Source organism: Aliiroseovarius sp. S2029 (assembly GCF_023195575.1).
In the GTDB taxonomy this organism is placed as follows: Bacteria; Pseudomonadota; Alphaproteobacteria; order Rhodobacterales; family Rhodobacteraceae; genus Aliiroseovarius; species Aliiroseovarius zhejiangensis.
Map to the genome: position 1 here is coordinate 431,456 of NZ_JALPQE010000001.1, position 22,749 is coordinate 454,204.

The window sequence follows — 22,749 nt, forward strand, 5'->3', positions numbered from 1 at the left end:
TTACTCAAACTCCATGATCACTTCGTCAACGGCCAGACTGTCACCGGCGGTCGCGTTGATTTTGGACACGACGCCCTTCTTTTCAGCGCGCAGAATGTTTTCCATCTTCATCGCCTCGATGGTGCACAGGGCCTGGCCTTCCTGCACCTCTTGCCCGGTTTCCACATCCACCTTCACCATCAGGCCCGGCATTGGGCAGAGCAGCATTTTCGATGTATCCGGCGGAAGTTTTTCGGGCATCAGGCGCGCCAATTCGGCCTGGCGGGGGGTACGCACGTGCACTTTCAGGTCTGCCCCCCGGGTACGCACGCGCAACCCGGCGGTGACTTTGTCGACCTTCAGCACAAGCGGTGTGCCGCTGACATCCAGAACGGCAAGGCTGTCGCCCGGCGTCCAGTCGGACTTGACGCGCAGCTTCGATCCATCCTCGAACTTGACGGTCGATCCTTTCTTGTCAGCCTTGATCTTGACCGCGATGTCTTCACCCTGGAGGGTCACGACCCATTTCTTGCCGACCTTGCGTTCATGGTTGTCCATCCGCCCGGTGATGCGGGTGCGGCGGATTTCGGCGACACGGTGCATCGCGGCAACCGAGGCCGCCACACGCTTCAGGTCATCCTTGCCCAGCGTGACCCCTTCGAACCCATCGGGATACTGTTCTTCGATGAAGGCGGTCGTCATGTCGCCCTTGATGAAGATCGGGTGATCCATCACGGCGGACAGGAACGGCAGGTTGTGGCCAATGCCTTCGACCTCGAAACTGTCCAACGCCACGCGCATCGCCTCGATCGCCTCGTCCCGTGTCGGGGCCCAGGTGCAGAGCTTGGCGATCATCGGGTCATAATACATGCTGATCTCGCCGCCCTCATAGACGCCGGTATCGTTGCGCACGGCGGTGTCGCCTTCCGGCGCGTCCCCCTGCCACTTGTCATTGTCCAAAAGCGGGCCGGCCGCAGTTTCCGCAGGCGGACGATACCGCGTCAGCCGCCCGATCGAGGGCAGGAACCCACGATACGGGTCTTCGGCATACAGACGGTTCTCAATCGCCCAACCGGTCAGCGTGACATCCTTCTGGCCAAACGACAGCTTTTCACCTGCCGCGACCCGGATCATCTGCTCAACCAGATCGACGCCGGTGATCAGCTCTGTCACGGGATGCTCCACCTGCAAACGGGTGTTCATTTCCAGGAAATAGAAATTCTTGTCGCCATCCACGATGAACTCGACCGTGCCCGCGCTGGCATAATTCACCGCCTGCGCAAGCGCCACCGCCTGTTCACCCATCGCCTTGCGGGTCGCCTCGTCCAGGAACGGGCTTGGTGCCTCTTCCACCACTTTCTGGTTCCGACGCTGGATCGAGCATTCCCTTTCACCCAAATAGACACCATTGCCGTGACTGTCGCACAGAACCTGAATTTCGATATGGCGCGGTTGCGTCACGAATTTCTCGATGAAGATACGATCATCCCCAAACGAGCTTGCGGCTTCGTTCTTTGACGACTGGAAACCTTCACGCGCTTCGTCATCGTTCCAAGCGATCCGCATCCCTTTGCCGCCACCCCCGGCGGAGGCCTTGATCATCACCGGATAGCCGATTTCGTTCGAGATCTTCACCGCCTCGTCGGCATCCTCGATCAGGCCCATGTAGCCCGGGACGGTTGATACATCCGCGTCCTGCGCGATTTTCTTGGATGTAATCTTGTCGCCCATAGCCTCGATCGCACCAACGGGCGGCCCGATAAAGGCGACACCTGCTGCGGCCAATGCTTCGGCGAATTTCGAGTTCTCGGACAAGAACCCATAACCCGGATGGACGGCTTCCGCCCCCGTGTCCTTGATCGCCTTCATGACTTTGTCGATCACGATATAGGACTGGTTTGCGGGCGGCGGGCCGATATGCACGGCTTCATCCGCCATTTTCACATGCAACGCATTCCTGTCAGCATCCGAATAGATGGCAACCGTCTGAATGCCCATCTTTCGGGCGGTCTTGATCACGCGGCAGGCGATCTCGCCCCGGTTTGCAATCAGGATCTTCTTGAACATGTCCTGTCCCTTCCGTTCAAATATAGGCGCGACGGGCAAGCCGATCGCGCAAAGTGGCATGGAAAAGCCCACCGGAAACGGTCCCGGCGGGCTGAAAATCATGAGAAGCGCCGCACACAGCGGCGATATGGTCAGTTACAGATGCGCACACCGACATCATCGCACAGCGCACCCGCGCCCGCGCCGATGACCGCGCCTGTAAGAAGGTTGCCGCTGGCCGCTTTCGCAACCACCGCACCCGTTGCCGCGCCGACACCGGCGCGCTGAAGGTCGTTCCACTGGCATCCTGCCAGCAGGGCAAGGGCCGTGGCCCCCACAAGAAGTTTGCTGATCTGCATCGTTGACTGCCTCTGGTTGTATTCTTTATGACACCCAGTTTGCCTTGATTTGCCAAAATTCCAAAGCAGATTTTTGCCCCCTGCCCGACCTGCGCGTCATATACGGCCAGAAAGCTATCGCCCCGAAAGCCCTTGGCAAAAAAGAGGCCCGGTTCAGTTGCTTTCGCAAAGAACCGGGCTGAAGAAGGGGAAGGGTAATGGTTTCGACAAACCATAGCGGAAAACGGGGATATGTCGTCCGCTTGAGAAACAGATTGGCATGCTTTTCCCGCGTTACAAGAACGCGTTGCGGCAACACCCGCCTTTTGGGCTGGAATCTGCCGGTTCGATGTGCGGGCGGGCGGGTTCATGCCGATCAGTCCTCGAAAATGTCCGGAAATGCGGCCGCTGCGCGGGTCACGTCGATCACCAGAAGGGCTTCATAGCTTTCAGGGTCGAATGGGTCCTCGGCTGGAACAACCTCGCGTCCAAACAGCCAGGACAGGCGTCCTGCATCCAGATTGCCACGCTCAAAGGGCTGATCGCCAAAATATTCCCACAACGCGCCCATAAAGCCTGCATCGGCACGGCGATCCGCTGGGCGTCGATCCGCGAAGCGTTCCCGCGCGACCAGTGGCGTTGCACCGGATTTGTTGGGCCGGCGAATGGTGAATTGAAAGTCAGATCCCGGAAGTCGCCCCGGAAACCCTTTGTGTTTCGTCATATATGGCAAAGCCATCAGAACCCCTCCCAAACACACATGCCGCCTTCGGGACGGTAGGCTTCAAAGAATTGCGTCGCCTCCGGGTCCGCAACGCCATGTTCGACGAACCGGTCTGACAGCACGATGATGATCTGATCGGGCAGATCGGTGCCTGCGTCGATCATGTGCGGCAGCACGAAATCCTGACACAGCACTGCCATGTCGGCCTCCGCCTGCATGAATTCCACGTCCCCGGTGCCGCGGGCGATGCGCGGAGCAAGGAACCGCACCCGGATCGCCGTTCCGACGGCACTGTCTTCGCCTTCGATCACATCCAGGAATGTCACCTCTTGCCCCGATGGCACATCAAGCCGGGTGCCGGATTCGAACAACGCAACCGTGGACCCGGCCGCGGCTGGCGCAGACAAGGACAGGGCCACGGCACAAGTTGCCGCCCCGACCAGACCCAGCGGGCCGTTATGCGTTGCCTGCCCCGACATCCTTACAGTGGGATATTGTCGTGTTTTTTCCACGGGTTCTGGATCTTCTTGTTGCGCAGGGACGCAAACGCCCGGCAGATCCGCATCCGCGACGACCGCGGCTGGATCACCTCGTCGATGAAGCCACGCTCGGCGGCCACGAAGGGGTTGGCAAAGCGTTCTTCATAGTCCTGCGTGCGCTGCGCAATCTTCTCGGGATCGCCCAGCTCGGACCGATAGAGGATCTCGGTCGCCCCCTTGGCACCCATCACCGCGATCTCGGCGGTAGGCCAGGCATAGTTGAAATCGCCGCGCAGATGCTTGGACGCCATCACGTCATAAGCCCCGCCGTAGGCCTTGCGGGTGATCAGCGTAACCTTCGGCACCGTGGCCTCGCCATAAGCAAACAGCAGTTTTGCTCCGTGCTTGATGACGCCACCATATTCCTGGCTGGTCCCCGGCAGAAAGCCGGGCACGTCGACCAGCGTCAGGATCGGAATTTCGAATGCATCGCAGAACCGCACGAACCGGGCGGCCTTGCGCGAACTGTCGATGTCCAGACACCCGGCCAGCACCATCGGCTGATTGGCGACGACACCGACGGTCTGGCCCTCAAGGCGCACAAATCCGGTGATGATGTTCTTGGCGAAATCCTCCTGGATCTCATAGAAATCGCCTTCATCCGCCAGCTTCGTGATCAGCTCTTTCATGTCATAGGGCGCGTTGGCATTGTCGGGCACCAACGTATCAAGGCTTTCGTCCACACGGGCCGGATCATCGAAGAACGGGCGCGTGGGGGCCTTGTCGCGGTTGTTCAGCGGCAGAAAATCGACCAGTCGGCGGATTTCAGACAAAGCCTCGACGTCGTTCTCGAACGCGCCGTCCGCGACCGAGGATTTCCGTGTGTGAGTCGACGCCCCACCCAGTTCTTCGGCGGTCACGACCTCGTTGGTGACGGTTTTCACCACATCCGGGCCGGTCACGAACATGTAGGAGCTGTCTTTCACCATGAAAATGAAATCTGTCATGGCGGGGGAATAGACCGCCCCACCCGCGCATGGCCCCATGATGACCGAGATCTGCGGCACCACGCCCGACGCCATGATATTGCGCTGGAACACCTCGGCATAACCGGCAAGCGAGGCGACACCTTCCTGAATACGCGCACCACCGGAATCGTTGATGCCGATCACGGGCGCGCCGTTTTGCATCGCCATGTCCATGATCTTGCAAACCTTTTCCGCGTGCGTTTCCGAAAGCGAGCCGCCAAAAACGGTGAAATCCTGACTGAACACATAGACCAGCCGTCCGTTGATCGTGCCCCATCCGGTAACAACGCCATCCCCTGCGGGCTTGTCTGCCGCCATGCCAAATTCCGTGCAGCGGTGGGTCTTGAACATGTCGAATTCTTCGAACGAGCCTTCGTCCAGCAACAGCTCGATCCGCTCGCGCGCGGTCAGCTTGCCCTTTTGGTGTTGACTGTCGATGCGACGCTGGCCACCCCCAAGACGGGCGGTTTGACGACGATCTTCAAGCTCCTGATGGATATCTTTCATCTGGCGACACTCCTTGATTTCGGGGCAAAGTAACCTTTAAGCATCCGACCTGAAAGAAAAATTGGGCGAATTTGCAAACTTATTGCAATGTAATTATTGCAAATTGAATAACTGCAAATTCTTCACCTCCGGGATGGACAGTCGAACAGCCCCCGCCTAGCCATATCCCATGCCATCAAAACCCGCATCCCGTTTTCTGGACTCCTCCACGCCGCCGCATGTCTTTACCCTGACATTCGTCGCGGCGGCGGCAACGCTGTCGATGAATGTGTTTCTGCCGTCGCTGCCCGGCATGGCGCGGTATTTTCAGACAGACTATCACATCGTACAGTTGTCCGTGGCGCTTTATCTTTGCGTCAATGCGGTGATGCAGGTCATTGTCGGTCCCGTGTCTGACCGGTTTGGCCGCCGCCCCGTGATCCTGGCGGGGTTTGCCGTTTACATCCTGGCCACGCTTGGCTGCATCTATGCCCCAAGCATCGAAGTGTTTTTGGGCTTTCGGATGCTGCAGGCCGCGGTCGTTGTCGGCGTGGTCCTGTCACGCGCAGCCATTCGCGACATGGTGCCGGGCGATCAGGCGGCCTCGATGATCGGATATGTGACCATGGGCATGTCGATCATACCGATGATCGGCCCCTCGATCGGTGGCATTCTGGATCAGGCCCTTGGCTGGAAGGCCAACTTCTGGCTGCAAGCTGCCGCGGGCATTGCGGCCATGTTGCTGACATGGCGCGATCTGGGCGAAACCATCACCCCGCAGCCTGGCGGATTCAGCGCCCAGTTCCGCGCCTATCCGGCTTTGCTCACCTCACCCCGGTTCTGGGGATACTGCGCGTCAGCGGCGCTCACCTCGGGGGCGTTCTTCGCCTATCTTGGCGGCGCACCCTATGTCGGCAGCGAGATCTACGGCATGAGCCCTGCCCGCCTTGGCCTGTTCTTCGGCGCACCTGCGGCGGGGTATCTGGTGGGGAACTACCTCTCGGGCCGCTATTCCATGCGGGTTGGCCTGACCCGGATGGTGTTTTGGGGGGCCATCATCACGGCGACGGGACTGGCGCTCTCGCTTGCACTTTTCCTGCTTGGCCACGGGTCCGAGTATGTCTTTTTCGGCTTCATGACCTGGGTCGGGGTCGGCAATGGCATGACACTGCCCAACGCCACCTCGGGTATGATGAGCGTGCGCCCTGAACTGGCGGGCAGCGCCTCGGGCTTGGGCGGCGCGCTCAACATCGGTGGTGGGGCGGCCTTGTCGGCAATAGCCGGGTGGCTATTGGCACCGGGATCAACCGCCCTGCCGCTGTTGCTGTTGATGTTCACCTCGTCGGCGCTGGCGGTGGTGGCGATTATGTTGGTCATCCGGCGCGAGGCGCGGTTGAACCTTTGACGCGCCACCTTTGCAAATGATACAAAGGCACAACCGCAAATTCTGCAAAACTTCCAAGGGAACGCCCCGCGCATGGCCACCCAAAAGCTCTATGCTGGTGTAAAACTTCGTGAAATTCGCACACGCCTTGGCCTGAAGCAGAAGGTCTTTGCCGAAAAACTGGGCGTCAGCCTGCCTTACCTGAACCAGATGGAAAACAACAACCGCCCCGTTTCAACCGGGGTGGTTCTGGCGTTGGCGCAGGAGTTTGGCTTCGACGTTGCCGAATTGTCGACCGGGGATGCCGAGCGGCTGGTCAGCGACATGCGCGAGGCGTTTGCCGACCCGGTATTCTCGGACGTGCCGCCCCTGGCGGATCTGCGTCTGGCCGCGTCCAACGCCCCCGCCCTTGCCCATGCGCTTCTTGAACTGCACCGCGCCTATCGGATGGGCCATGAACGATTGGCGTCACTGGACGAAAGTCATGGCAGAGATGATCACGGATCCAAAGCCAGCCCGTGGGACGAGGTGCGCGATTTCTTTCACTATTGCGACAATTACATTGATGCAGTGGACCGTGCAGCCGAGCATTTCGCCACCACCGGAAAATCGCGCGGGCTGGACCCCGCCGGGATGGCCGAGGCCGTACTGGGGGACCGGGGCATTCGGGTTGATCGGGTCGATCAGGAGGCCATGCGCAGCTATGACCCCGAAAGCCGGGTGCTGCGCCTGTCCCGCCGCCCGCCGCGCGCCACGCAGGAGTTTCAACTGCTGATGCAGGTCGCCCTGCTGACCCAGGACGCGCTTCTGGAAGCGACATTGGATTTCGCACGATTCCAAACTGACGAGGCCCGCGCCATCGCAAAACTGGGGCTTGCCAACTATTTCGCCGGCGCGGCCCGCCTGCCCTATGAGCAGTTTCTTGCCGCCGCTCACGAGACCCGCCATGACTTGGAACGGCTGGCAGAGCGTTTCGGCGCGTCGATTGAACAGGTGGCGCATCGGCTGTCAACGCTTCAACGGCCGGGCGCGAAGGGCATTCCGTTCTTTTTCGTGCGCGTCGATCAGGCCGGGACGATCACCAAGCGGCATTCGGCCACGCGGCTTCAGTTTGCCCGGTTCGGCGGCGCCTGCCCGCTGTGGAATGTTCACCAAGCCTTTGAAACACCAGGACGATTTCTGCGGCAACTGGCGCAGACGCCGGATGGTGTCAGGTATTTCTGCCTGTCGCGGAATGTCTCGAAATCAGGGGGCAGCTTCGATGCGCCGGTGCGGCGCTATGCGATCGGGTTGGGGTGCGAGGTGAAACATGCCGGTGCCCTTGTCTATGCCGACGATTTGGACGTCACGAATGATGCCGCATTTGAACCAATCGGCGTTTCCTGCCGCATCTGCGAACGTCAGGATTGCCACCAACGCTCGGTCCCGCCCCTTGAACGCAAGCTGCAAGTCGACCCATATTCACGGGGTATGCTTCCCTATGAGATCAAGCGATGAAGAAATTCCCCTTTCTGGTGCTTTTGATGGTGGCCATGTCTTGCGCCACTGTCGTGCCCGCGCCCGCACCTGCCCAGGCAAACAGCGTGCAATCCGCGCTTGAACGCAAAGTCTTCTATCAGTTCAATCCCCAGAAGGCGGACCCGAAAAACGCCCACCCGAAATTATCGGCGAAACGCTACAAGGGTGCGGTGATCTGGGTCACCCCGCCCGAAGCGGGCAAGCCGACGATCTATTACCTGCCGGGATCCGGGGGAAACCTTGGAACGCGGAAGAGGAAATTTCCCTGGTTTGTCAATCAGGGCTATGGGCTGGTGGCCCTGGCCTATCCAGGGATGAGCGGCAGCAAGGGTCTGCCCAGCCGCAAAACCATTCAAAACCTGGCCAATTCGCTGTATCGCGATCTGCCTGAATATGTCGGAAATGGTCCGGTAATCATCATGGGGGAAAGTCTGGGTACAGGTGTCGCTCTTCAGATCGCTGACAGCAAGATCGGACGCCAGCGCCCCCCTTTGGGGCTGATCCTGCAAGCGCCTTATACATCGCTGAATGATCTGGTCGCCGCCAAGCAACCCGCGATGGTTCCGCTGTTTGCGGCACGCAATGACCTTTGGCCATCGAAACGCATCATCAAACGCGTCACTGTGCCGATATTCATCATGCATGGAGGCAGCGACAAAACGGTGCCGGTTTCGATGGGACGCACGCTTTTCAAGATGTCGCCCAGTCCAAACAAGCTGTTTGTCACGCAAAAAGCCGCCGGTCACACAACGATCTGGTCAACCAAATCCCTGAATAAAATGAAGAAGTGGATCGCGGCGCTTCAGTAAGGCAAGCCACCCCGCGACGCACGGGATGACTTGTCTGATGCAAGACGGGTCAGGCCGCCGTCAGCCGTCGGTAAATCTCATCCTTCAGGGCAGCGCGTTTTTTGCGCATGTCCTCTTCATTGAACTGGTCTGTCGGCTCTACGTTGGTTTCGGCGCGATGCACGGCGCGATTTAACTCGTGATATTCGTCGGCCAGCTTGGCGAAATGGGCGTCGGACTGTTTCAGTTCGGTCATCTTGTCGACCATTTCCGGAAACTCTTCATGCAATTCATGGGGGGTGTGGGACATTCGCGACTTCTCCTTCTGTCTGTGTTCGACACAAGATTGCGCGCACGCCCGACCCGCCGCCTTGACCCGGATCAAACCACTGTCGTTAACGCTGTGAATTTTGCCAGTCTGGGTGGATCCAGGGCCGGTCATTCAACGACGGCAACCGACGCCCAAGGATGTGGTCCGACGCCTTTTCCCCCACCATGATCGACGGTGCGTTCAGATTGCCGTTGGTGATGCGCGGAAAGACTGAACTGTCGGCCACCCGCAGCCCGTCGACACCGATCACCCGCAATTCCGGGTCGACCACAGCCTGCGCATCATCCGCCCGCCCGATCCGGCACGTCCCGCAGGGGTGATAGGCGCTTTCGGCGTGATCACGAATGAAGCCGTCAATCTCGTCATCGCTTTGCAGCGCGCTTCCGGGCTGGATCTCGTGTTTCACGTGGTCTTTGAACGCATCCTGAGCAAAAATCTCGCGGGTCAGGCGGATGCAGGTGCGGAAGTCCTGCCAGTCCTGGTCCGTCGACATGTAGTTGAAGAATATCCGCGGCGCCTCGTTCGGGTCGGCGCTTTTCAAGGTGATTTCACCGCGCGACGGGGATCGCATCGGGCCGGTATGGGCCTGAAAACCATGCCCTTCCGCCGGCGCAGTGCCATCGTAACGCACTGCCATGGGCAGGAAGTGATATTGGATGTCCGGGTATTCGACGCCTGCGCGTGATCGGATGAAGGCTGCGCTTTCAAACTGGTTCGATGCGCCCAACCCGGTCTTGGTGAACAGCCATTGCGCACCAAGGATGCCCTTCCACACCAGGTTCCAATACCGATAAAGCGTGATCGGCTTCTGCGATGCATATTGCATATAGACCTCAAGATGGTCTTGCAGGTTCTGCCCGACACCCGCGCGATCCGCGACCACGTCGATGCCATGTTCGGCCAGATGTGTGGCGGGACCGATCCCCGACAGCATCAGAAGTTTGGGCGAGTTTATGGGGCTTGCTGCGATGATGACCTCGGCTTCGGCGCGGATCACCTCAACCCGGCCACCGCGTTCGACTTCGACACCTGTGGCGCGCCCATCCTCGATGATGACCTTTCGGGCGAACGCACGGATCAAGTCGCAGTTGGGCCGCTTCAGCGCAGGGCGCAGATAGGCATTCGCCGCCGACCAGCGCCGCCCTTTCCAGACGGTCTGCTCCATAGGGCCGAAGCCTTCTTGCTGTTGCCCATTGTAATCCTCTGTCACCGGATAGCCGGCCTGTGTTCCAGCCTCGACAAAGGCGTGGAACAGCGGGTTGGCACGGGGGCCTCTTGTGACATGCAGCGGCCCATCTGTGCCACGCCAATTTGCGTCCCCCCCATGACCGCCGTCATGCCAGTGTTCCATCCGTTTGAAATAGGGCAACACATCGGCATAGGACCATCCATCCGCACCGCTTTCAGCCCAATGGTCGAAGTCTTTTGCATGTCCGCGCACATAAACCATGCCGTTGATTGAACTGGACCCGCCAATGACCTTGCCGCGCGGCGTGACCAGCCTGCGCCCACCCAGATGCGGTTCCGGTTCAGTCATGAACCCCCAGTCATATTGGCGCATGTTCATCGGATAACTCAGCGCGGCGGGCATCTGGATGAAGGGGCCTGCATCCGTGCCGCCATGCTCGATCACCAACACGCGCTTGCCCGCTTCGGCCAGCCGATAGGCTATCGCACAGCCCGCGCTGCCTGCGCCCACGATGATATATTCTGCTTGCATAGTCGTTTCGTCCTTGTCGGGCCGCTTATTCCCCGCGTGGGAAACGTTGACCTTCTTCCAGAGTGTCCAGGTTCATGTGATTGCGCATGTAGCGTTCCGACGCCCGTTGCAGCGGCTGATAATCCCATGGGAAATAGGCGCCATTGCGCAGCGCCTCATAGACCACCCAGCGCCGGGCCTGGCTTTCGCGCACGTCGGCGTCAAAGGCGGCCAGATCCCAGCGCGCTTCAGACTGGGCGCGCAGGCGGTCAAGCGTGCCTTGATGCGCCGGGTCACCTGCGAGGTTCGTCAATTCGTGCGGGTCGTCTTGGATGTTGAAAAGCTGATCGGGATCCAGCGCACAGCGGGTGTATTTCCACGGTCCATGTCGTAAAGAGACAAGTGGTGCATAGGACGCTTCCGCCGCATATTCCATCGCAACGGGGCTGTCGCGCCCTTCGCCCTTGGCCAGCGGGACCAAGGTTTCGCCATCAACCCATGGCTGCACCTCGTCCAGTGAGATGCCGGCCAGATCGGCCAGTGTCGGGGTCACATCCAGCGTCGAGACAGGCGTTGTAACCAGCCCCGGCTCAAGCCCCGGCGCCGCGATCATCAAGGGCACCCGCGCAGAGCCTTCATAGAAGTTCATCTTGAACCACAAACCACGTTCACCCAGCATGTCGCCGTGGTCTGAAACAAAGACGATGATCGCCTCTTGCCGCGTGCGTTCCATCACGTCCATCATCTCGCCCACTTTGTCGTCCAGATAGGAAATGTTGGCGAAATAGGCGCGACGCGACCGGCGGATATCCTCATCCGTGATGTCAAAACTGCGCCAGTCATTGGCGTCGAAAATCCGTTGCGCGTGGGGGTCGTGATCGTCGTAATCCATTGCGGGCACATCGGGCAAAAGATGTTCACAATCCTCATAGAGATCCCAGTATTTGCGCCGTGCCACATATGGATCATGCGGGTGCGTAAAACTGACCGTCAGGCACCACGGGCGGTCGTCATGCCCCCGCGCCAGATCGTAAAGCTTGGCGCAGGCGTGATAGGCGACCTCGTCATCATACTCCATCTGGTTGGAAATCTCGGCGACCCCTGCCCCGGTGACGGACCCCATGTTGTGATACCACCAGTCGATCCGCTCGCCGGGCTTGCGATAGTCCGGTGTCCAGCCGAAATCGGCCGGGTAAATGTCTGTGGTCAGACGGTCCTCGAACCCGTGCATCTGGTCTGGACCGACAAAGTGCATCTTGCCGGACAGCGCCGTTTGATAGCCCGCCCGACGCAAGTGATGCGCATAGGTCGGAATGTCCGACGCGAACTCGGCAGCGTTGTCATAGACCTTGGTGCGACGTGGCAACAGACCGGACATGAAGCTGGCCCGCCCCGGCGCACAAAGCGGGCTGGCGGTGTAAGCGTTCTGGAACCGCACCGACCCTGCCGCCAGCTTCTTCAGGTTGGGGGCGTGCAACCAGTCGGCAGGGCCGTCCGGAAACAGTGTTCCGTTCAGTTGGTCAACCATGATGATCAGGATATTTGGCTTGGTCATGTGTAGCTCTCCAGCATGGTATCGAGGCATTTGAGCACGCGGTCACAGGCGCGTGCGCCGCTTGGAGTATCCTCACGCAGGGCGTGGCGGATATAGAGCCCGTCAATCATCGACGCGAGTGTGTCCGCCAGATCATGCGCGTCGTCACCGACAAGCGGGCGCAATGCATGGACCAGGTTGGAATGCAGACGGTGCTGATAGACGCGCAACAGACGACGCGCCCCGTCATTGCTTTGCGACATGACATAGAAGTTCAGCCACGCCGCAATGACCTCGGGCCGGAAATTTCCCGCCTCGAAATTGGCGCGGATGATCGCTTCGACCCGGTCGCGAGGCGAGGTGGCGCCGAACAAGGCCGCGCGCACCTGCGCACCGTAAACCGACAGGATATGGCGCATCGCGGCCAGGAAGATCTGTTCTTTCCCACCGAAATAATGATGCGCCAGCGCGCTGGACACGCCGGCCCGCCGGGCGATCTGGGTCACGGTGACGTCCAGACTGCCCGCGCGCCCGATCTCGTGAATCGTGGCCTGAACCAACGCTCCGCGCCGGATCGGCTCCATTCCAACCTTAGGCATGACGCCTCCTGTCCTGGTGTTCCGGCAGGGTTGCGTTTTTTTAATTGACTCGTCAATCAATAAAAAGCAGCGTCTGTGACCAATGAAGCCGGTTTCACCCCTTCGCCCACTGCGATAGGGTTGGCACGAACGGTTCGGAACCACCCGGGCCATCGGTCGCACAGAAACCGCACCACAAAACAGGGAGCGAACCATGAACCTCAAATCAACACTTTCCGCCATCGCATTGTCCGCCGTGGCCTCTGCCGCATTTGCGCAAGAGGGCTGCAACGAAGTCGTGTTCTCGGACGTGGGCTGGACGGACATCACCGCCACCACTGCCGCCACCACGGTTGTGCTGGGGGCGCTTGGATATGACACTGATATCAAGGTGTTGTCGGTGCCGGTCACCTATACCTCGATGGCCGAAGGCGATATTGACGTGTTCCTTGGCAACTGGATGCCCACGATGGAGGCCGACATCGCCCCCTATCGCGAAGCAGGGACCGTCGACACCGTCCGCATGAACCTTGACGAGGCCAAATACACCTTGGCCGTGAACAAGGCGGCGATGGATCTGGGCATCAAGGATTTCGCAGACATCGCGGCGCACAAGGACGCGCTTGAGGGGAAGATTTATGGTATCGAGCCGGGCAATGACGGCAACCGCCTGATCCAGTCGATGATCGACGACAACGCGTTTGATCTGCAAGGGTTCGAGGTCGTCGAAAGCTCGGAACAAGGGATGCTGGCGCAGGTCGCACGGGCTGACAAGAAGGACGAGCCGGTGGTGTTCCTTGGCTGGGAACCGCACCCGATGAATGCCAATTTTGACATGGGTTATCTGACCGGCGGGGATGACTTCTTTGGTCCGAATCTCGGCGGCGCACAGGTCATGACCAACACCCGCAAAGGCTATGTTGAAGAATGCCCGAATGTCGGCAAGTTTCTGCAAAACCTCGAGTTTTCGCTGGCCATGGAGAACGAGATCATGGGCGCGATCCTGAATGATGGCGAAACCCCCGCAGATGCGGCCAGCGCGTGGCTGAAAGCCAATCCGGATGCGTTCATGGCCTGGCTGGACGGAGTCACCACGGTTGACGGCGGTGACAGCGTCGCTGCCGTGAAAGGCGCGCTGGGACTTTGATCTGAGCTAAACGAACAGACACGCCGGGGCACGCTCCGGCGTGTTTCTTTGATCTTCCCCTTTTTTAACAAGGCAAAGCATGGACTGGCTGACCGACACGAAGATCCCCGTGGGCAAGACCGCCAAGCAACTGTTTGACTGGCTTCAGGAAACCGGGGAGCCGTTTTTTGACTGGCTCAGCTGGCTGATGGAGCTTCTGATCGACGCCATCCTATGGGTTCTGCAGACTCCACACCCCCTTCTTGTGGTCGCGACCTTCGTGGCCATCACATGGGTCTTGCAACGCAAATGGAAAACCTGCGCGCTGGTGTTCTTCGGGTTCCTGTTCATCCTGAACCAGGGCTATTGGGAGGAAACGACCGAAAGCCTGACGCTGGTCCTGTCGGCCTGCGTGGTCTGCATGGCCGTCGGCATGCCGATCGGGATCGCTGCGGCCCACCGCCCGCGGTTGTTCCGTGCCATGCGCCCGGTTTTGGATCTGATGCAAACCCTGCCCACCTTCGTGTACCTGATCCCGGCCATCGTGTTCTTTGGTATCGGCATGGTGCCCGGTCTGATCGCCACCGTGATCTTCGTGCTGCCCGCGCCCATACGCCTGACCCATCTGGGGGTCAGCTCCACCCCGCCGGCCCTTCTGGAAGCCGCACAGGCCTTCGGCGCCACACCGCGCCAGACCTTGTGGAAGGTCGAACTGCCCTATGCGCTGCCGCAAATCATGACCGGGCTGAACCAGACCATCATGCTGTCCTTGTCGATGGTGGTCATCGCGGCGCTTGTCGGTGCGGATGGTCTTGGCGTGCCGGTCGTGCGGGCGTTGAACCAGGTGAACACCGCCCTTGGCTTTGAAAGCGGCTTCATCATCGTGGTCGTCGCCATCATGCTTGACCGAATCCTGCGCGTGGAACGCTGACATGACACAGACACCCAATCCCACCGACTCTACCGGAGTTGCCGTCAAATTCGACAATGTCTCGATTGTGTTCGGACAAACGCCGGAAAAAGCCCTGCCCCTGATGGACCAAGGCATGACCCGCGCCGAGGTGCAGGAAGCCACAGGCCAGGTGCTGGGTGTCCATGATTGCTCGCTGACCGTGCAGGAGGGCGAAATCCTGGTGCTTATGGGGCTGTCCGGGTCCGGCAAATCAACCCTGCTGCGTGCCGTGAACGGGTTGAACCCGGTGGTGCGGGGCGCGGCCCATGTCTGCGACGGAAACGTGCTGGTGGATGTGACCCATGCCGACAAGAACACCCTGCGCCGCATCCGTGCGCGCCGCGTGGCGATGGTGTTTCAGCAATTCGGCCTGCTGCCCTGGCGCACGGTGCGCCAGAATGTCGGACTGGGGCTGGAACTTGACGGTGTCTCTGCCGCCGACCGAAAAGACCGGGTCGATGCGCAATTGGCGCTTGTCGGTCTGTCCGACTGGGCGGACCGCAAGGTGGGCGATCTGTCCGGTGGGATGCAGCAACGTGTCGGACTGGCGCGTGCCTTTGTCACCGAAGCCCCGATCCTTCTGATGGACGAGCCGTTTTCGGCACTGGATCCGTTGATCCGCACCCGGCTTCAGGATGAACTGCTGGAACTGCAACAAACTTTGCGCCGCACCATCATCTTTGTCAGCCACGACCTGGACGAGGCGTTCAAGCTTGGCGACCGGATCGCCATTATGGAAGGCGGGCGGATCGTGCAATGCGGCACGCCACGTGACATTTTCACCCAGCCCGCCAATGATTATGTGGCGGATTTCGTGGCGCACATGAACCCGTTGGGCGTTCTGACTGCGCGGGATGTCATGACGGATAATATCTGCACCGCCCCTGTCAGTGTCGATGTACGCGACCGCGTGGCAAAGGTGATGACCGCGATGGATGGTCAGACGGAACTGTCCGTCACCGAGCGCGGCATACCCGTCGGGCGGATCACGTCGGACGATGTGATGAAGCGCCTTCTTAACCCGCGCGGCGACGCCTGAGCCGGCCCTGCCCTACATGCCCGACAGGCAATAGCGTCGCGTGGGGGTCTTTCCGACCGCCTTGCGCGGGCAGGCCCCGTCAGGCAAGGCACCTACACTGACCTTGCCCGGTGTCGGCACCGCGACGATCTCGTGCGCCCACCCAAAGGGCCGCGCCTGAAGGGTCCAGCCGGACAGGACGGGCCTGCCATCTGTTGCGGCCACCGCCAGATGGTGATCGTCCGGAGACATCAACAGCCAGTAGCTGCGCCCACGAAATTTCGAGTGCACCTGCCCGACTTTCATCCAGACACCGTCGCCTGCAGGTTTCGAGCAGACCTCGGCCCGAGTAACCGCGCGCTCAGAGCCCGGTTCACCCGACACGGGCTGCCACCCGATCACCCGGTCACAGAAGGTCACATCACCGGAGGGCGTTTCGGTTTTGCTGCCTTGGCAACCCGCCAGACTGATGGATGCGATGACCGCTGAGACCACGAGTGTTCGACGCATGTTGGCCCTCCAGTTGAACATCGAAACCCTAGCGCAGTTGCAGGGCGGGTCAAGGACCGTCAGACAGGCCGGGCGCTGCCCCGCTTACCGCGCCAATCGCGGGGGATGGGTCAGTGCGCTTCGGCCCAGTTCATGCCGACGCCCGCATCGACAATCAGCGGCAGGTCCAGTTTCACCACCGGCTCCGCCGCTCCTTCCATGACGCCCTTCACGACGCCGATCACCTCGTCCACCGCGCCCTCGTCCACCTCGAAAATCAACTCGTCATGCACCTGTAACAGCATCTTTGCGGGCAGTTTGGCGATGGCATTGGGCATCCGGATCATGGCACGGCGGATGATGTCGGCGGCAGTGCCCTGAATGGGCGCGTTGATCGCCGCGCGTTTGGCAAAGCCTGCATGGGGGCCTTTGGCGTCGATGTCGGGTGTGTGTATCTGACGACCGAACAGGGTTTCGACCCGCTTGTGGTCCTTGGCAAACGCCACGGTGTCGTCCATGTATTTGCGAATGCCGGGGAAGCGTTCGAAATAGCGGTCGATGAAGCCCTGCGCCTCGGTGCGTGGGATGCGCAGATTGCGGGCCAAACCGAAGCCGGAAATGCCGTAGATCACGCCGAAATTGATCGCCTTTGCCTTGCGGCGGATGTCGGGCGTCATCTGGTCCATGGGAACATCGAACATCTCGGACGCGGTCATGGCGTGAATGTCCTGCCCATCGCGGAACGCCTGTTTCAGCGCGTCAATTCCCGCAACATGGGCCAGGATGCGCAGTTCGATCTGGCTGTAATCCAGACTGATGAGCCGGGTGCCCTCGGGCGCAACGAAGGCTTCGCGAATACGGCGCCCTTCTTCCGAGCGGACCGGGATATTCTGCAAGTTCGGATCGGTCGAGGCCAGACGCCCTGTGTTTGCCCCGGCAATCGAATACGACGTGTGCACCCGCCCGGTTTCCGGGTGAATGTGATCCTGCAACGCGTCCGTATAGGTCGATTTTAGCTTCTGGAGCTGACGATAATCCAGCACGCGGGCGGCGAAATCGTGTTCGGTGGCCAGATCGGCCAAAACATCGGCTGGGGTCGACCACTGGCCGGACTTTGTGCGCTTGCCACCTTCAAGCCCCATCTGATCAAACAGAATTTCCCCGACCTGTGCCGGGCTTTGGACGTTGAACTCCTTGCCCGCAATCTCGTAAAGCTCGGCTTCGTAGCCGGCCATTTTCTGCGCAAAGGCGTTGGACATGCGCGACAGCACGTCACGATCGACCTTGATGCCCGTCATTTCCATCTGCGCCAGCACAGGCACCAATGGGCGCTCAAGCCGCTCATAGACACGCGTGACCTTGACGCTGTGCAGGCGGGGTTTCAGAGTGTGCCACAAACGCAGCGTGATATCGGCATCCTCGGCTGCATATTTCACGGCGTCTTCGACCGGCACACGATCAAAGGTAATGGCCGACTTGCCCGTGCCCAAGAGCGATTTGATCGAGATCGGCTTATGCCCCAGATAGCGATCCGACAGCGTGTCCATGCCGTGATTGTGAAGCCCCGCATTCTGCGCATAGGACATCAGCATCGTGTCATCAATCGGCGCAATATCAACGCCATAGCGCGCCAGGATCTTGGCGTCATATTTCATGTTCTGGCCGATTTTCAGGATCGCGGGATCTTCAAGCACAGGCTTCAGAAGGGCCAGAACCTCGTCCATCGGCATTTGCCCGTCGGCCAGATCGTCGCTGCCGAACAGATCATCCGTCTGGCTGGTCTTGTGGGCCAGCGGGATATAGCACGCCTGCCCCGGCTCAACCGCCAACGAGATGCCGACCAGATCGGCCCGCATCTCGTCCAAGCCCGTGGTTTCCGTGTCAAAGGCCACATATCCGCGCCCGTAGATCCGGTCGATCCACGCCCTGAGCGCGGTGGAATCCTTGACCCATTCATAGGTGTCAGGCTGAATTTCGGGCAGTTCGGGGCCATCTGCCCCCCCGCTTTCGGGTTCCGCCACCTTGATCTCGGGCGCGTCCATCCCAAGCTTCTTGGCGACGCGATTGGTCAGGGTCCGGAACTCCATTTCTGCCAGGAATGTCAGCAGCGTATCCGGATCTGGGTCTTTCAGTTCCAACTCATCGAATGAAAGATCCATGTCCATGTCATCGTCCAGACGCACCAGATCACGACTGATGCGGATCTGTTCCACATTGTCGATCAGGGTCTGCCGCCGCTTGGGCTGCTTGATCTCACCGGCGCGTTCCAGAAGCGTATCGAGATCGCCGTACTCGTTGATCAACAAGGCTGCGGTCTTGATGCCGATGCCCGGCGCGCCCGGCACGTTGTCGACACTGTCGCCTGCCAGCGCCTGCACATCCACAACGCGGTCCGGGCCGACGCCGAATTTTTCTTCGACCCCTTCCACGCCGATCCGCTTGTTCTTCATCGGGTCCAGCATTTCGACCCCGCCGCCAACAAGCTGCATCAGATCCTTGTCCGACGACAGGATCGTGACCCGCGCGCCTGCCTCGTCGGCTCGTTTGGCCAGGGTGGCGATGATGTCATCTGCTTCGAACCCCTCTTTCTCGATGCAGCAGATATTGAAGGCGCGGGTCGCATCGCGGGTCAGTGGAAACTGCGGCACAAGGTCTTCGGGCGCCGGGGGACGGTTGGCCTTGTAAAGCGGATACATATCGTTGCGAAAGCTCTTGCCCGAGTAATCGAAAACCACTGCGACATGAGTTGGCGCATCGGGACCGGTGTTGTCTTCGATGAACTTGAACAGCATGTTGCAAAACCCGGCAACCGCCCCGATGGGCAGCCCGTCGGATTTGCGCGTCAACGGTGGCAGCGCATGATACGCCCGGAAGATAAAGGCCGATCCGTCGACCAGATGCAGATGACACCCTTTTCCGAAGCTCATCGAACCCTCGCTTTCTTTGCCCTGCGCCCATGGACGCAAAAGGCCGCGTGGCGTCTGCCCGCGGCCTGTCTTTTCTGACCCAATGACAGCGTTTACGCTGCCTTGTCCGCATGATCCTTGTGCACGTATTTGCAATCGCAATACGGGCATTCGACCCAGCCGTGCTCCTGCGGAATCTGCAAGTAAACGCGCGGATGGCCCAGCGCGCCTTCACCGCCGTCGCAGGCGACTTTGTAGCTGTCCACAATCTTGGTTTCAGGTGGAGTCTGGGTCATCCGGGACACCTCGTTCATTCGTTTCGCCGTATGATACCAGCCCCGCCACGCGCTGCAAGGCTGAACGATCATTCCCCGGCGCGTTTCAGCATCCGCCCCAACATGCGCCCCCCCAGGATATGGGTATGGAAATGCGGCACCTCCTGCACGCCATGCACGCCAGAGTTTGCAATCGTGCGATAGCCCTGCCCATCATCACCCGGTGCGATGCCCAGCGCCGCACAGACCTTGCCGATCGCGCGAGTGTAACCTGCGATTTCGGCATCCGTCGCGGCGGTCGCGAAATGGTCATGGTTCACATATGGCCCTTTGGGGATCACCAGCACATGCACCGGCGCCTGGGGCTGGATGTCGCGAAAGGCCAACGCATACTCATCCTCGTAAACCGTATCATTGGGAATCTCTCCGCGCAGGATCTTGGCAAAGATGTTCTGGTCGTCATAGGTGTATGGCATATCAGCCTCCTGTGGTTCAGGTGTGGGTGGCGATCAGTCGGTGAACAGGTGCCCCAGTTCTGCGATCTCTTTGGCGCGTTCCTCGGTGATCGAAAGGAACCGCGACAAGGGTATCGTGTTTTCTTCCACACTGGCAGATTCGCTGATGCGGTAATACTCGGAAAAGCCGGCATCCCGGATCTGTTCGCTTTCAAAGGCGACATCCGCCCGGATCGTCGGCAACAGCCGGTTGATGGCATCCTGTGGCGTGTTGTCACCGGCCAGGCCCACGCGCTTGGCATGGCCCAGAAGATAATCGTCCGAGAACTCGCAATTGATCTCCAACAGCCGTGTGGTCGAACGGTCGGCAAAGAAATCCTGCATCAGGTCAAGATTGTTGGGGTCCATGCAAACGACCAGTCGATTGGTATCATGGTAATCAAACAACATCCGCATCAATGCCCGTCGGTGCCGTGTCCGCTTGCCCATTCGGGTCTGAATACCGCCCAGATCGGGCATCGGGCAGCTTTCTTCGTCGAACAGATATTCGATCGCGGGCAGGTCGGTCACCGCGGCGATCTTCCGCAACAGGCGTTTGCCGACATGCCACTTCTTGCACACGATGATCAAAAGCTCACGATCCCGGCCCAGACTGCTTTCGGCCTCCCAGAAACGAGGAGCGAAGCGTTGACCGATCCGGCCCCGGCCGGTCAGGAATTTGAACAGGCTGCGCCCCTCGTTCGAGATCTGAAAGGTGACACCTTCGGCGGCGTAAAGATCGCCCAACCGGCGCTTCAACTCGTGCGCTTCGGGGCTGATCTTGCGGGCAAACAGGAAATCCTGGCTTAGCAGCAAATCATAGTGATCGTTATAGAACGTCACCGGCATCCCGTAGTCGGTGAACATCAGAAAGGTCGGTGTGCGTGCGCGTATCTCGCCCTCGGGCACCAGATGGCGCACCAGAGTCTGAAAGAAGGTCTCGTCCGGGATCCAGGTGGTGCGAAAAAAGCGCATCACATCGCGGCGTTTGCGGGTGAACTCAACGATCCACTCCACCGTGCGCCGCCTCAGACACCACCACTGGCTGCCGATCATCACCTGAATATCGGACGGAATATCCCGCCTCAGCTTCAGTTTTTTTTGCAGATTGAAACTGGCATAGAACCGGCGTTTCTGTGTGCGTTCGTTGAAGACGTGGCGATAGATCAGCCGTTCTTCCTTCATGCCGGTCTTGATCCAGTCGCTTTCGAAGTAATCAAAGCTTTCAATGTAATCGACATCGGCGGCATCCAGGAAATTATGGGTATATTCGGCCGATTTGATCGCCATGCAGTCGCCGGACACCATATAGAAATGCGTGGCGCGCGGAAAATCTTCCAGCGCGGCCTCGACCGCGTTCAGGGTGGCCTGGACCAGCGACCACTCCCCCCAACCGCATTTCACGCGTTTACGGGCAAAGGTCACGTTGGGGTTGTCGGCCAAGGCCTCGCGGATTTTCTGATAATGCGCGGGATTGGCACTGGCGTCGAAATGGATCGCCATGCAGTCGCCAACCGCCGTCAGCCGCGTGGCCTGATTGATAATGGCCTCAGGATCCTTGTGGCACAGCAGGATGAAGGCGATTTTGGCCATGGTGACGTCACAAAACCCTTGTCGGCGCGAAGACTGCGGCCATTGTTAGCGTGAAAGACCATTGAATAAACAGTGTTTCTTTGCTTTTTTCTGAACGGTATGGCTGACTTTTGTGCAATCGGTCTTTGAAAGGGCCTCGGAGGTATTGAGTTCATGGGATTTCCCGGCACCTGGATGACCGAAAGCGAAAGCGTCGTGTATCGCGTCGTGCCAAAATGTGCGTGTTCGACGATTGGGCAGATCATGTTCTATTCCGATCATGGCACTTTTTTCGATGGCGACATCCATGACAGTACCGAGGGGCTGCACAAATGGGCGCAGGAGGGCTCGCAACCGCTGATCGAAGCGAATGTGTTGGCGCATAAAAGCTATGCGTTCACCTGTGTGCGCAACCCCTATACCCGCATCCTGTCCAGCTTCTTCGACAAGATTTGTGGCATTCAGCGCAACGGGCGGCGCTATCGCGGCAATCTGGTACCGCTTCTGATCCAGAAATACGGGATCGAGGTAGGCGACCCCGAGAACGGGTTCGATTTCGACCAGGTGAAAAGTTTCCGGCGTTTCCTGTTGTTTGCGCGTGATACGATCCGCTGGCGCCGTCCGATGGACCCCGACATTCACTGGTCAGCGATGTCCGGTCATGTCGCGACCTTCATCGCCAATGGCGGGTGCTATGACAAGATTGTCTGGACCGAACAGTTCAACGACGGGATGCAACAGGTGCTTGATGCCATCGAAACTCCGCAGCCGGTGGCCCTGTCTGACATTCCCCGATTCAATGAAAGCGAAGGTCACGGTCCCAAACGTGCCCATCCGGTCGAAGATTACTTCGATGATCTGTCGATGCATCTGATGTACGAGATCTATAATCGTGATTTCGACCTGTTCAGATACGATTTCGACAATCCCGCCAACAAGATGCCGGTGGGCGAAATTGATCTGGACGAGGTGCATGCAAAGCTGGGCGACTAGTCCAAACCCCGA

Annotated in this window: 21 protein-coding genes; 7 read left to right on the forward strand and 14 right to left on the reverse strand. The window is 59.5% G+C overall.

Annotated elements, in window-relative coordinates; all coding sequences use genetic code 11:
- The 5 genes from MUY21_RS02170 to MUY21_RS02190 all read right to left on the reverse strand — a co-directional run bounded on the left by MUY21_RS02170 (nt 1) and on the right by MUY21_RS02190 (nt 5,101).
- Nucleotides 1–2,046 carry an acetyl/propionyl/methylcrotonyl-CoA carboxylase subunit alpha gene (locus MUY21_RS02170; RefSeq protein WP_248408759.1) on the reverse strand — a complete coding sequence of 682 codons (2,046 nt, stop codon included), beginning with the start codon at nt 2,044–2,046 and terminating at the stop codon, nt 1–3.
- A gap of 131 nt (nt 2,047–2,177) precedes the next feature.
- Nucleotides 2,178–2,384: a hypothetical protein gene (locus MUY21_RS02175; RefSeq protein ID WP_191285174.1), complete on the reverse strand. Its 207-nt coding sequence runs from the start codon at nt 2,382–2,384 to the stop codon at nt 2,178–2,180.
- A gap of 355 nt (nt 2,385–2,739) precedes the next feature.
- Nucleotides 2,740–3,087, reverse strand: a complete 348-nt coding sequence (locus MUY21_RS02180) for a hypothetical protein (protein WP_248409172.1) — start codon at nt 3,085–3,087, stop codon at nt 2,740–2,742.
- A 14-nt stretch (nt 3,088–3,101) separates the two neighbouring features.
- Nucleotides 3,102–3,599, reverse strand: coding sequence for a DUF6497 family protein (locus tag MUY21_RS02185; RefSeq protein WP_248408760.1), 498 nt, complete (start codon nt 3,597–3,599; stop codon nt 3,102–3,104).
- Nucleotides 3,569–5,101, reverse strand: coding sequence for an acyl-CoA carboxylase subunit beta (locus MUY21_RS02190; RefSeq protein WP_248408761.1), 1,533 nt, complete (start codon nt 5,099–5,101; stop codon nt 3,569–3,571). The genes MUY21_RS02185 and MUY21_RS02190 overlap by 31 nt, the downstream gene beginning before the upstream one ends.
- A gap of 169 nt (nt 5,102–5,270) precedes the next feature.
- Between MUY21_RS02190 and MUY21_RS02195 the strand changes: the two genes are divergently transcribed.
- The 3 genes from MUY21_RS02195 to MUY21_RS02205 all read left to right on the forward strand — a co-directional run bounded on the left by MUY21_RS02195 (nt 5,271) and on the right by MUY21_RS02205 (nt 8,791).
- Complete coding sequence (locus tag MUY21_RS02195; RefSeq protein WP_248408762.1) at nt 5,271–6,485, forward strand: multidrug effflux MFS transporter; 1,215 nt, start codon at nt 5,271–5,273, stop codon at nt 6,483–6,485.
- A 72-nt stretch (nt 6,486–6,557) separates the two neighbouring features.
- The gene (locus tag MUY21_RS02200; RefSeq protein WP_248408763.1) at nt 6,558–7,961 is read left to right on the forward strand and encodes a helix-turn-helix transcriptional regulator; all 1,404 of its coding nucleotides are present in this window, start codon (nt 6,558–6,560) and stop codon (nt 7,959–7,961) included.
- Nucleotides 7,958–8,791, forward strand: a complete 834-nt coding sequence (locus MUY21_RS02205) for an alpha/beta hydrolase (protein ID WP_248408764.1) — start codon at nt 7,958–7,960, stop codon at nt 8,789–8,791. Before MUY21_RS02200 ends, MUY21_RS02205 begins: the two co-directional genes overlap by 4 nt.
- A gap of 49 nt (nt 8,792–8,840) precedes the next feature.
- On the opposite strand, the gene MUY21_RS02210 is transcribed toward MUY21_RS02205, so the two are convergent.
- The 4 genes from MUY21_RS02210 to betI form a co-directional block, all read right to left on the reverse strand.
- Nucleotides 8,841–9,080 (reverse strand): DUF465 domain-containing protein, encoded by a 240-nt coding sequence (locus tag MUY21_RS02210; RefSeq protein ID WP_191285179.1) that lies wholly within the window; start codon nt 9,078–9,080, stop codon nt 8,841–8,843.
- Nucleotides 9,081–9,165: 85 nt separating this feature from the next.
- Nucleotides 9,166–10,821, reverse strand: coding sequence for a choline dehydrogenase (gene betA / locus MUY21_RS02215; protein WP_248408765.1), 1,656 nt, complete (start codon nt 10,819–10,821; stop codon nt 9,166–9,168).
- Nucleotides 10,822–10,846: 25 nt separating this feature from the next.
- On the reverse strand, nt 10,847–12,355 hold the full coding sequence (betC, locus tag MUY21_RS02220) for a choline-sulfatase (protein ID WP_248408766.1): 1,509 nt from the start codon (nt 12,353–12,355) through the stop codon (nt 10,847–10,849).
- A complete protein-coding gene (gene betI / locus MUY21_RS02225; RefSeq protein WP_248408767.1) occupies nt 12,352–12,933 on the reverse strand; it encodes a transcriptional regulator BetI in 582 nt (193 codons plus the stop codon). Before betI ends, betC begins: the two co-directional genes overlap by 4 nt.
- A 193-nt stretch (nt 12,934–13,126) precedes the next feature.
- Here betI and MUY21_RS02230 point away from each other — a divergent pair, with 193 nt between their 5' ends.
- The 3 genes from MUY21_RS02230 to choV all read left to right on the forward strand — a co-directional run bounded on the left by MUY21_RS02230 (nt 13,127) and on the right by choV (nt 16,029).
- Entirely contained in the window at nt 13,127–14,059 is a 933-nt protein-coding gene (locus tag MUY21_RS02230; RefSeq protein ID WP_248408768.1) for a choline ABC transporter substrate-binding protein, read from the forward strand.
- Between the two features lie 79 nt (nt 14,060–14,138).
- On the forward strand, nt 14,139–14,969 hold the full coding sequence (gene choW, locus MUY21_RS02235) for a choline ABC transporter permease subunit (RefSeq protein ID WP_248408769.1): 831 nt from the start codon (nt 14,139–14,141) through the stop codon (nt 14,967–14,969).
- A 1-nt stretch (nt 14,970) separates the two neighbouring features.
- Nucleotides 14,971–16,029, forward strand: a complete 1,059-nt coding sequence (gene choV / locus MUY21_RS02240) for a choline ABC transporter ATP-binding protein (RefSeq protein ID WP_248408770.1) — start codon at nt 14,971–14,973, stop codon at nt 16,027–16,029.
- A 12-nt stretch (nt 16,030–16,041) separates the two neighbouring features.
- Here choV and MUY21_RS02245 read toward each other — a convergent pair whose 3' ends face one another.
- The 5 genes from MUY21_RS02245 to MUY21_RS02265 form a co-directional block, all read right to left on the reverse strand.
- Nucleotides 16,042–16,518 carry a hypothetical protein gene (locus MUY21_RS02245; protein ID WP_248408771.1) on the reverse strand — a complete coding sequence of 159 codons (477 nt, stop codon included), beginning with the start codon at nt 16,516–16,518 and terminating at the stop codon, nt 16,042–16,044.
- 110 nt (nt 16,519–16,628) lie between these two features.
- Nucleotides 16,629–19,424, reverse strand: a complete 2,796-nt coding sequence (polA, locus tag MUY21_RS02250; RefSeq protein ID WP_248408772.1) for a DNA polymerase I — start codon at nt 19,422–19,424, stop codon at nt 16,629–16,631.
- 92 nt (nt 19,425–19,516) lie between these two features.
- A complete protein-coding gene (locus MUY21_RS02255; protein ID WP_248408773.1) occupies nt 19,517–19,699 on the reverse strand; it encodes a zinc-finger domain-containing protein in 183 nt (60 codons plus the stop codon).
- A gap of 68 nt (nt 19,700–19,767) precedes the next feature.
- The gene (locus tag MUY21_RS02260; RefSeq protein WP_248408774.1) at nt 19,768–20,154 is read right to left on the reverse strand and encodes an HIT domain-containing protein; all 387 of its coding nucleotides are present in this window, start codon (nt 20,152–20,154) and stop codon (nt 19,768–19,770) included.
- Between the two features lie 33 nt (nt 20,155–20,187).
- Nucleotides 20,188–21,765, reverse strand: coding sequence for a DUF5928 domain-containing protein (locus MUY21_RS02265; RefSeq protein ID WP_248408775.1), 1,578 nt, complete (start codon nt 21,763–21,765; stop codon nt 20,188–20,190).
- 153 nt (nt 21,766–21,918) lie between these two features.
- Between MUY21_RS02265 and MUY21_RS02270 the strand changes: the two genes are divergently transcribed.
- A complete protein-coding gene (locus tag MUY21_RS02270) occupies nt 21,919–22,737 on the forward strand; it encodes a sulfotransferase family protein (RefSeq protein ID WP_248408776.1) in 819 nt (272 codons plus the stop codon).
- Nucleotides 22,738–22,749: the final 12 nt, after the last annotated feature.

Coding starts and splice junctions, on each gene's coding strand:
- MUY21_RS02180 (WP_248409172.1), bottom strand. CDS start 3,087: ATGACGAAACACAAAGGGTTTCCGGGGCGACTTCCGGGATCTGACTTT.
- MUY21_RS02265 (WP_248408775.1), bottom strand. CDS start 21,765: ATGGCCAAAATCGCCTTCATCCTGCTGTGCCACAAGGATCCTGAGGCC.
- betA (WP_248408765.1), bottom strand. CDS start 10,821: ATGCAAGCAGAATATATCATCGTGGGCGCAGGCAGCGCGGGCTGTGCG.
- choV (WP_248408770.1), top strand. CDS start 14,971: ATGACACAGACACCCAATCCCACCGACTCTACCGGAGTTGCCGTCAAA.
- MUY21_RS02270 (WP_248408776.1), top strand. CDS start 21,919: ATGGGATTTCCCGGCACCTGGATGACCGAAAGCGAAAGCGTCGTGTAT.
- betC (WP_248408766.1), bottom strand. CDS start 12,355: ATGACCAAGCCAAATATCCTGATCATCATGGTTGACCAACTGAACGGA.
- MUY21_RS02260 (WP_248408774.1), bottom strand. CDS start 20,154: ATGCCATACACCTATGACGACCAGAACATCTTTGCCAAGATCCTGCGC.
- MUY21_RS02200 (WP_248408763.1), top strand. CDS start 6,558: ATGGCCACCCAAAAGCTCTATGCTGGTGTAAAACTTCGTGAAATTCGC.
- MUY21_RS02255 (WP_248408773.1), bottom strand. CDS start 19,699: ATGACCCAGACTCCACCTGAAACCAAGATTGTGGACAGCTACAAAGTC.
- MUY21_RS02170 (WP_248408759.1), bottom strand. CDS start 2,046: ATGTTCAAGAAGATCCTGATTGCAAACCGGGGCGAGATCGCCTGCCGC.
- MUY21_RS02190 (WP_248408761.1), bottom strand. CDS start 5,101: ATGAAAGATATCCATCAGGAGCTTGAAGATCGTCGTCAAACCGCCCGT.
- MUY21_RS02210 (WP_191285179.1), bottom strand. CDS start 9,080: ATGTCCCACACCCCCCATGAATTGCATGAAGAGTTTCCGGAAATGGTC.
- polA (WP_248408772.1), bottom strand. CDS start 19,424: ATGAGCTTCGGAAAAGGGTGTCATCTGCATCTGGTCGACGGATCGGCC.
- choW (WP_248408769.1), top strand. CDS start 14,139: ATGGACTGGCTGACCGACACGAAGATCCCCGTGGGCAAGACCGCCAAG.
- betI (WP_248408767.1), bottom strand. CDS start 12,933: ATGCCTAAGGTTGGAATGGAGCCGATCCGGCGCGGAGCGTTGGTTCAG.
- MUY21_RS02230 (WP_248408768.1), top strand. CDS start 13,127: ATGAACCTCAAATCAACACTTTCCGCCATCGCATTGTCCGCCGTGGCC.
- MUY21_RS02245 (WP_248408771.1), bottom strand. CDS start 16,518: ATGCGTCGAACACTCGTGGTCTCAGCGGTCATCGCATCCATCAGTCTG.
- MUY21_RS02175 (WP_191285174.1), bottom strand. CDS start 2,384: ATGCAGATCAGCAAACTTCTTGTGGGGGCCACGGCCCTTGCCCTGCTG.
- MUY21_RS02195 (WP_248408762.1), top strand. CDS start 5,271: ATGCCATCAAAACCCGCATCCCGTTTTCTGGACTCCTCCACGCCGCCG.
- MUY21_RS02205 (WP_248408764.1), top strand. CDS start 7,958: ATGAAGAAATTCCCCTTTCTGGTGCTTTTGATGGTGGCCATGTCTTGC.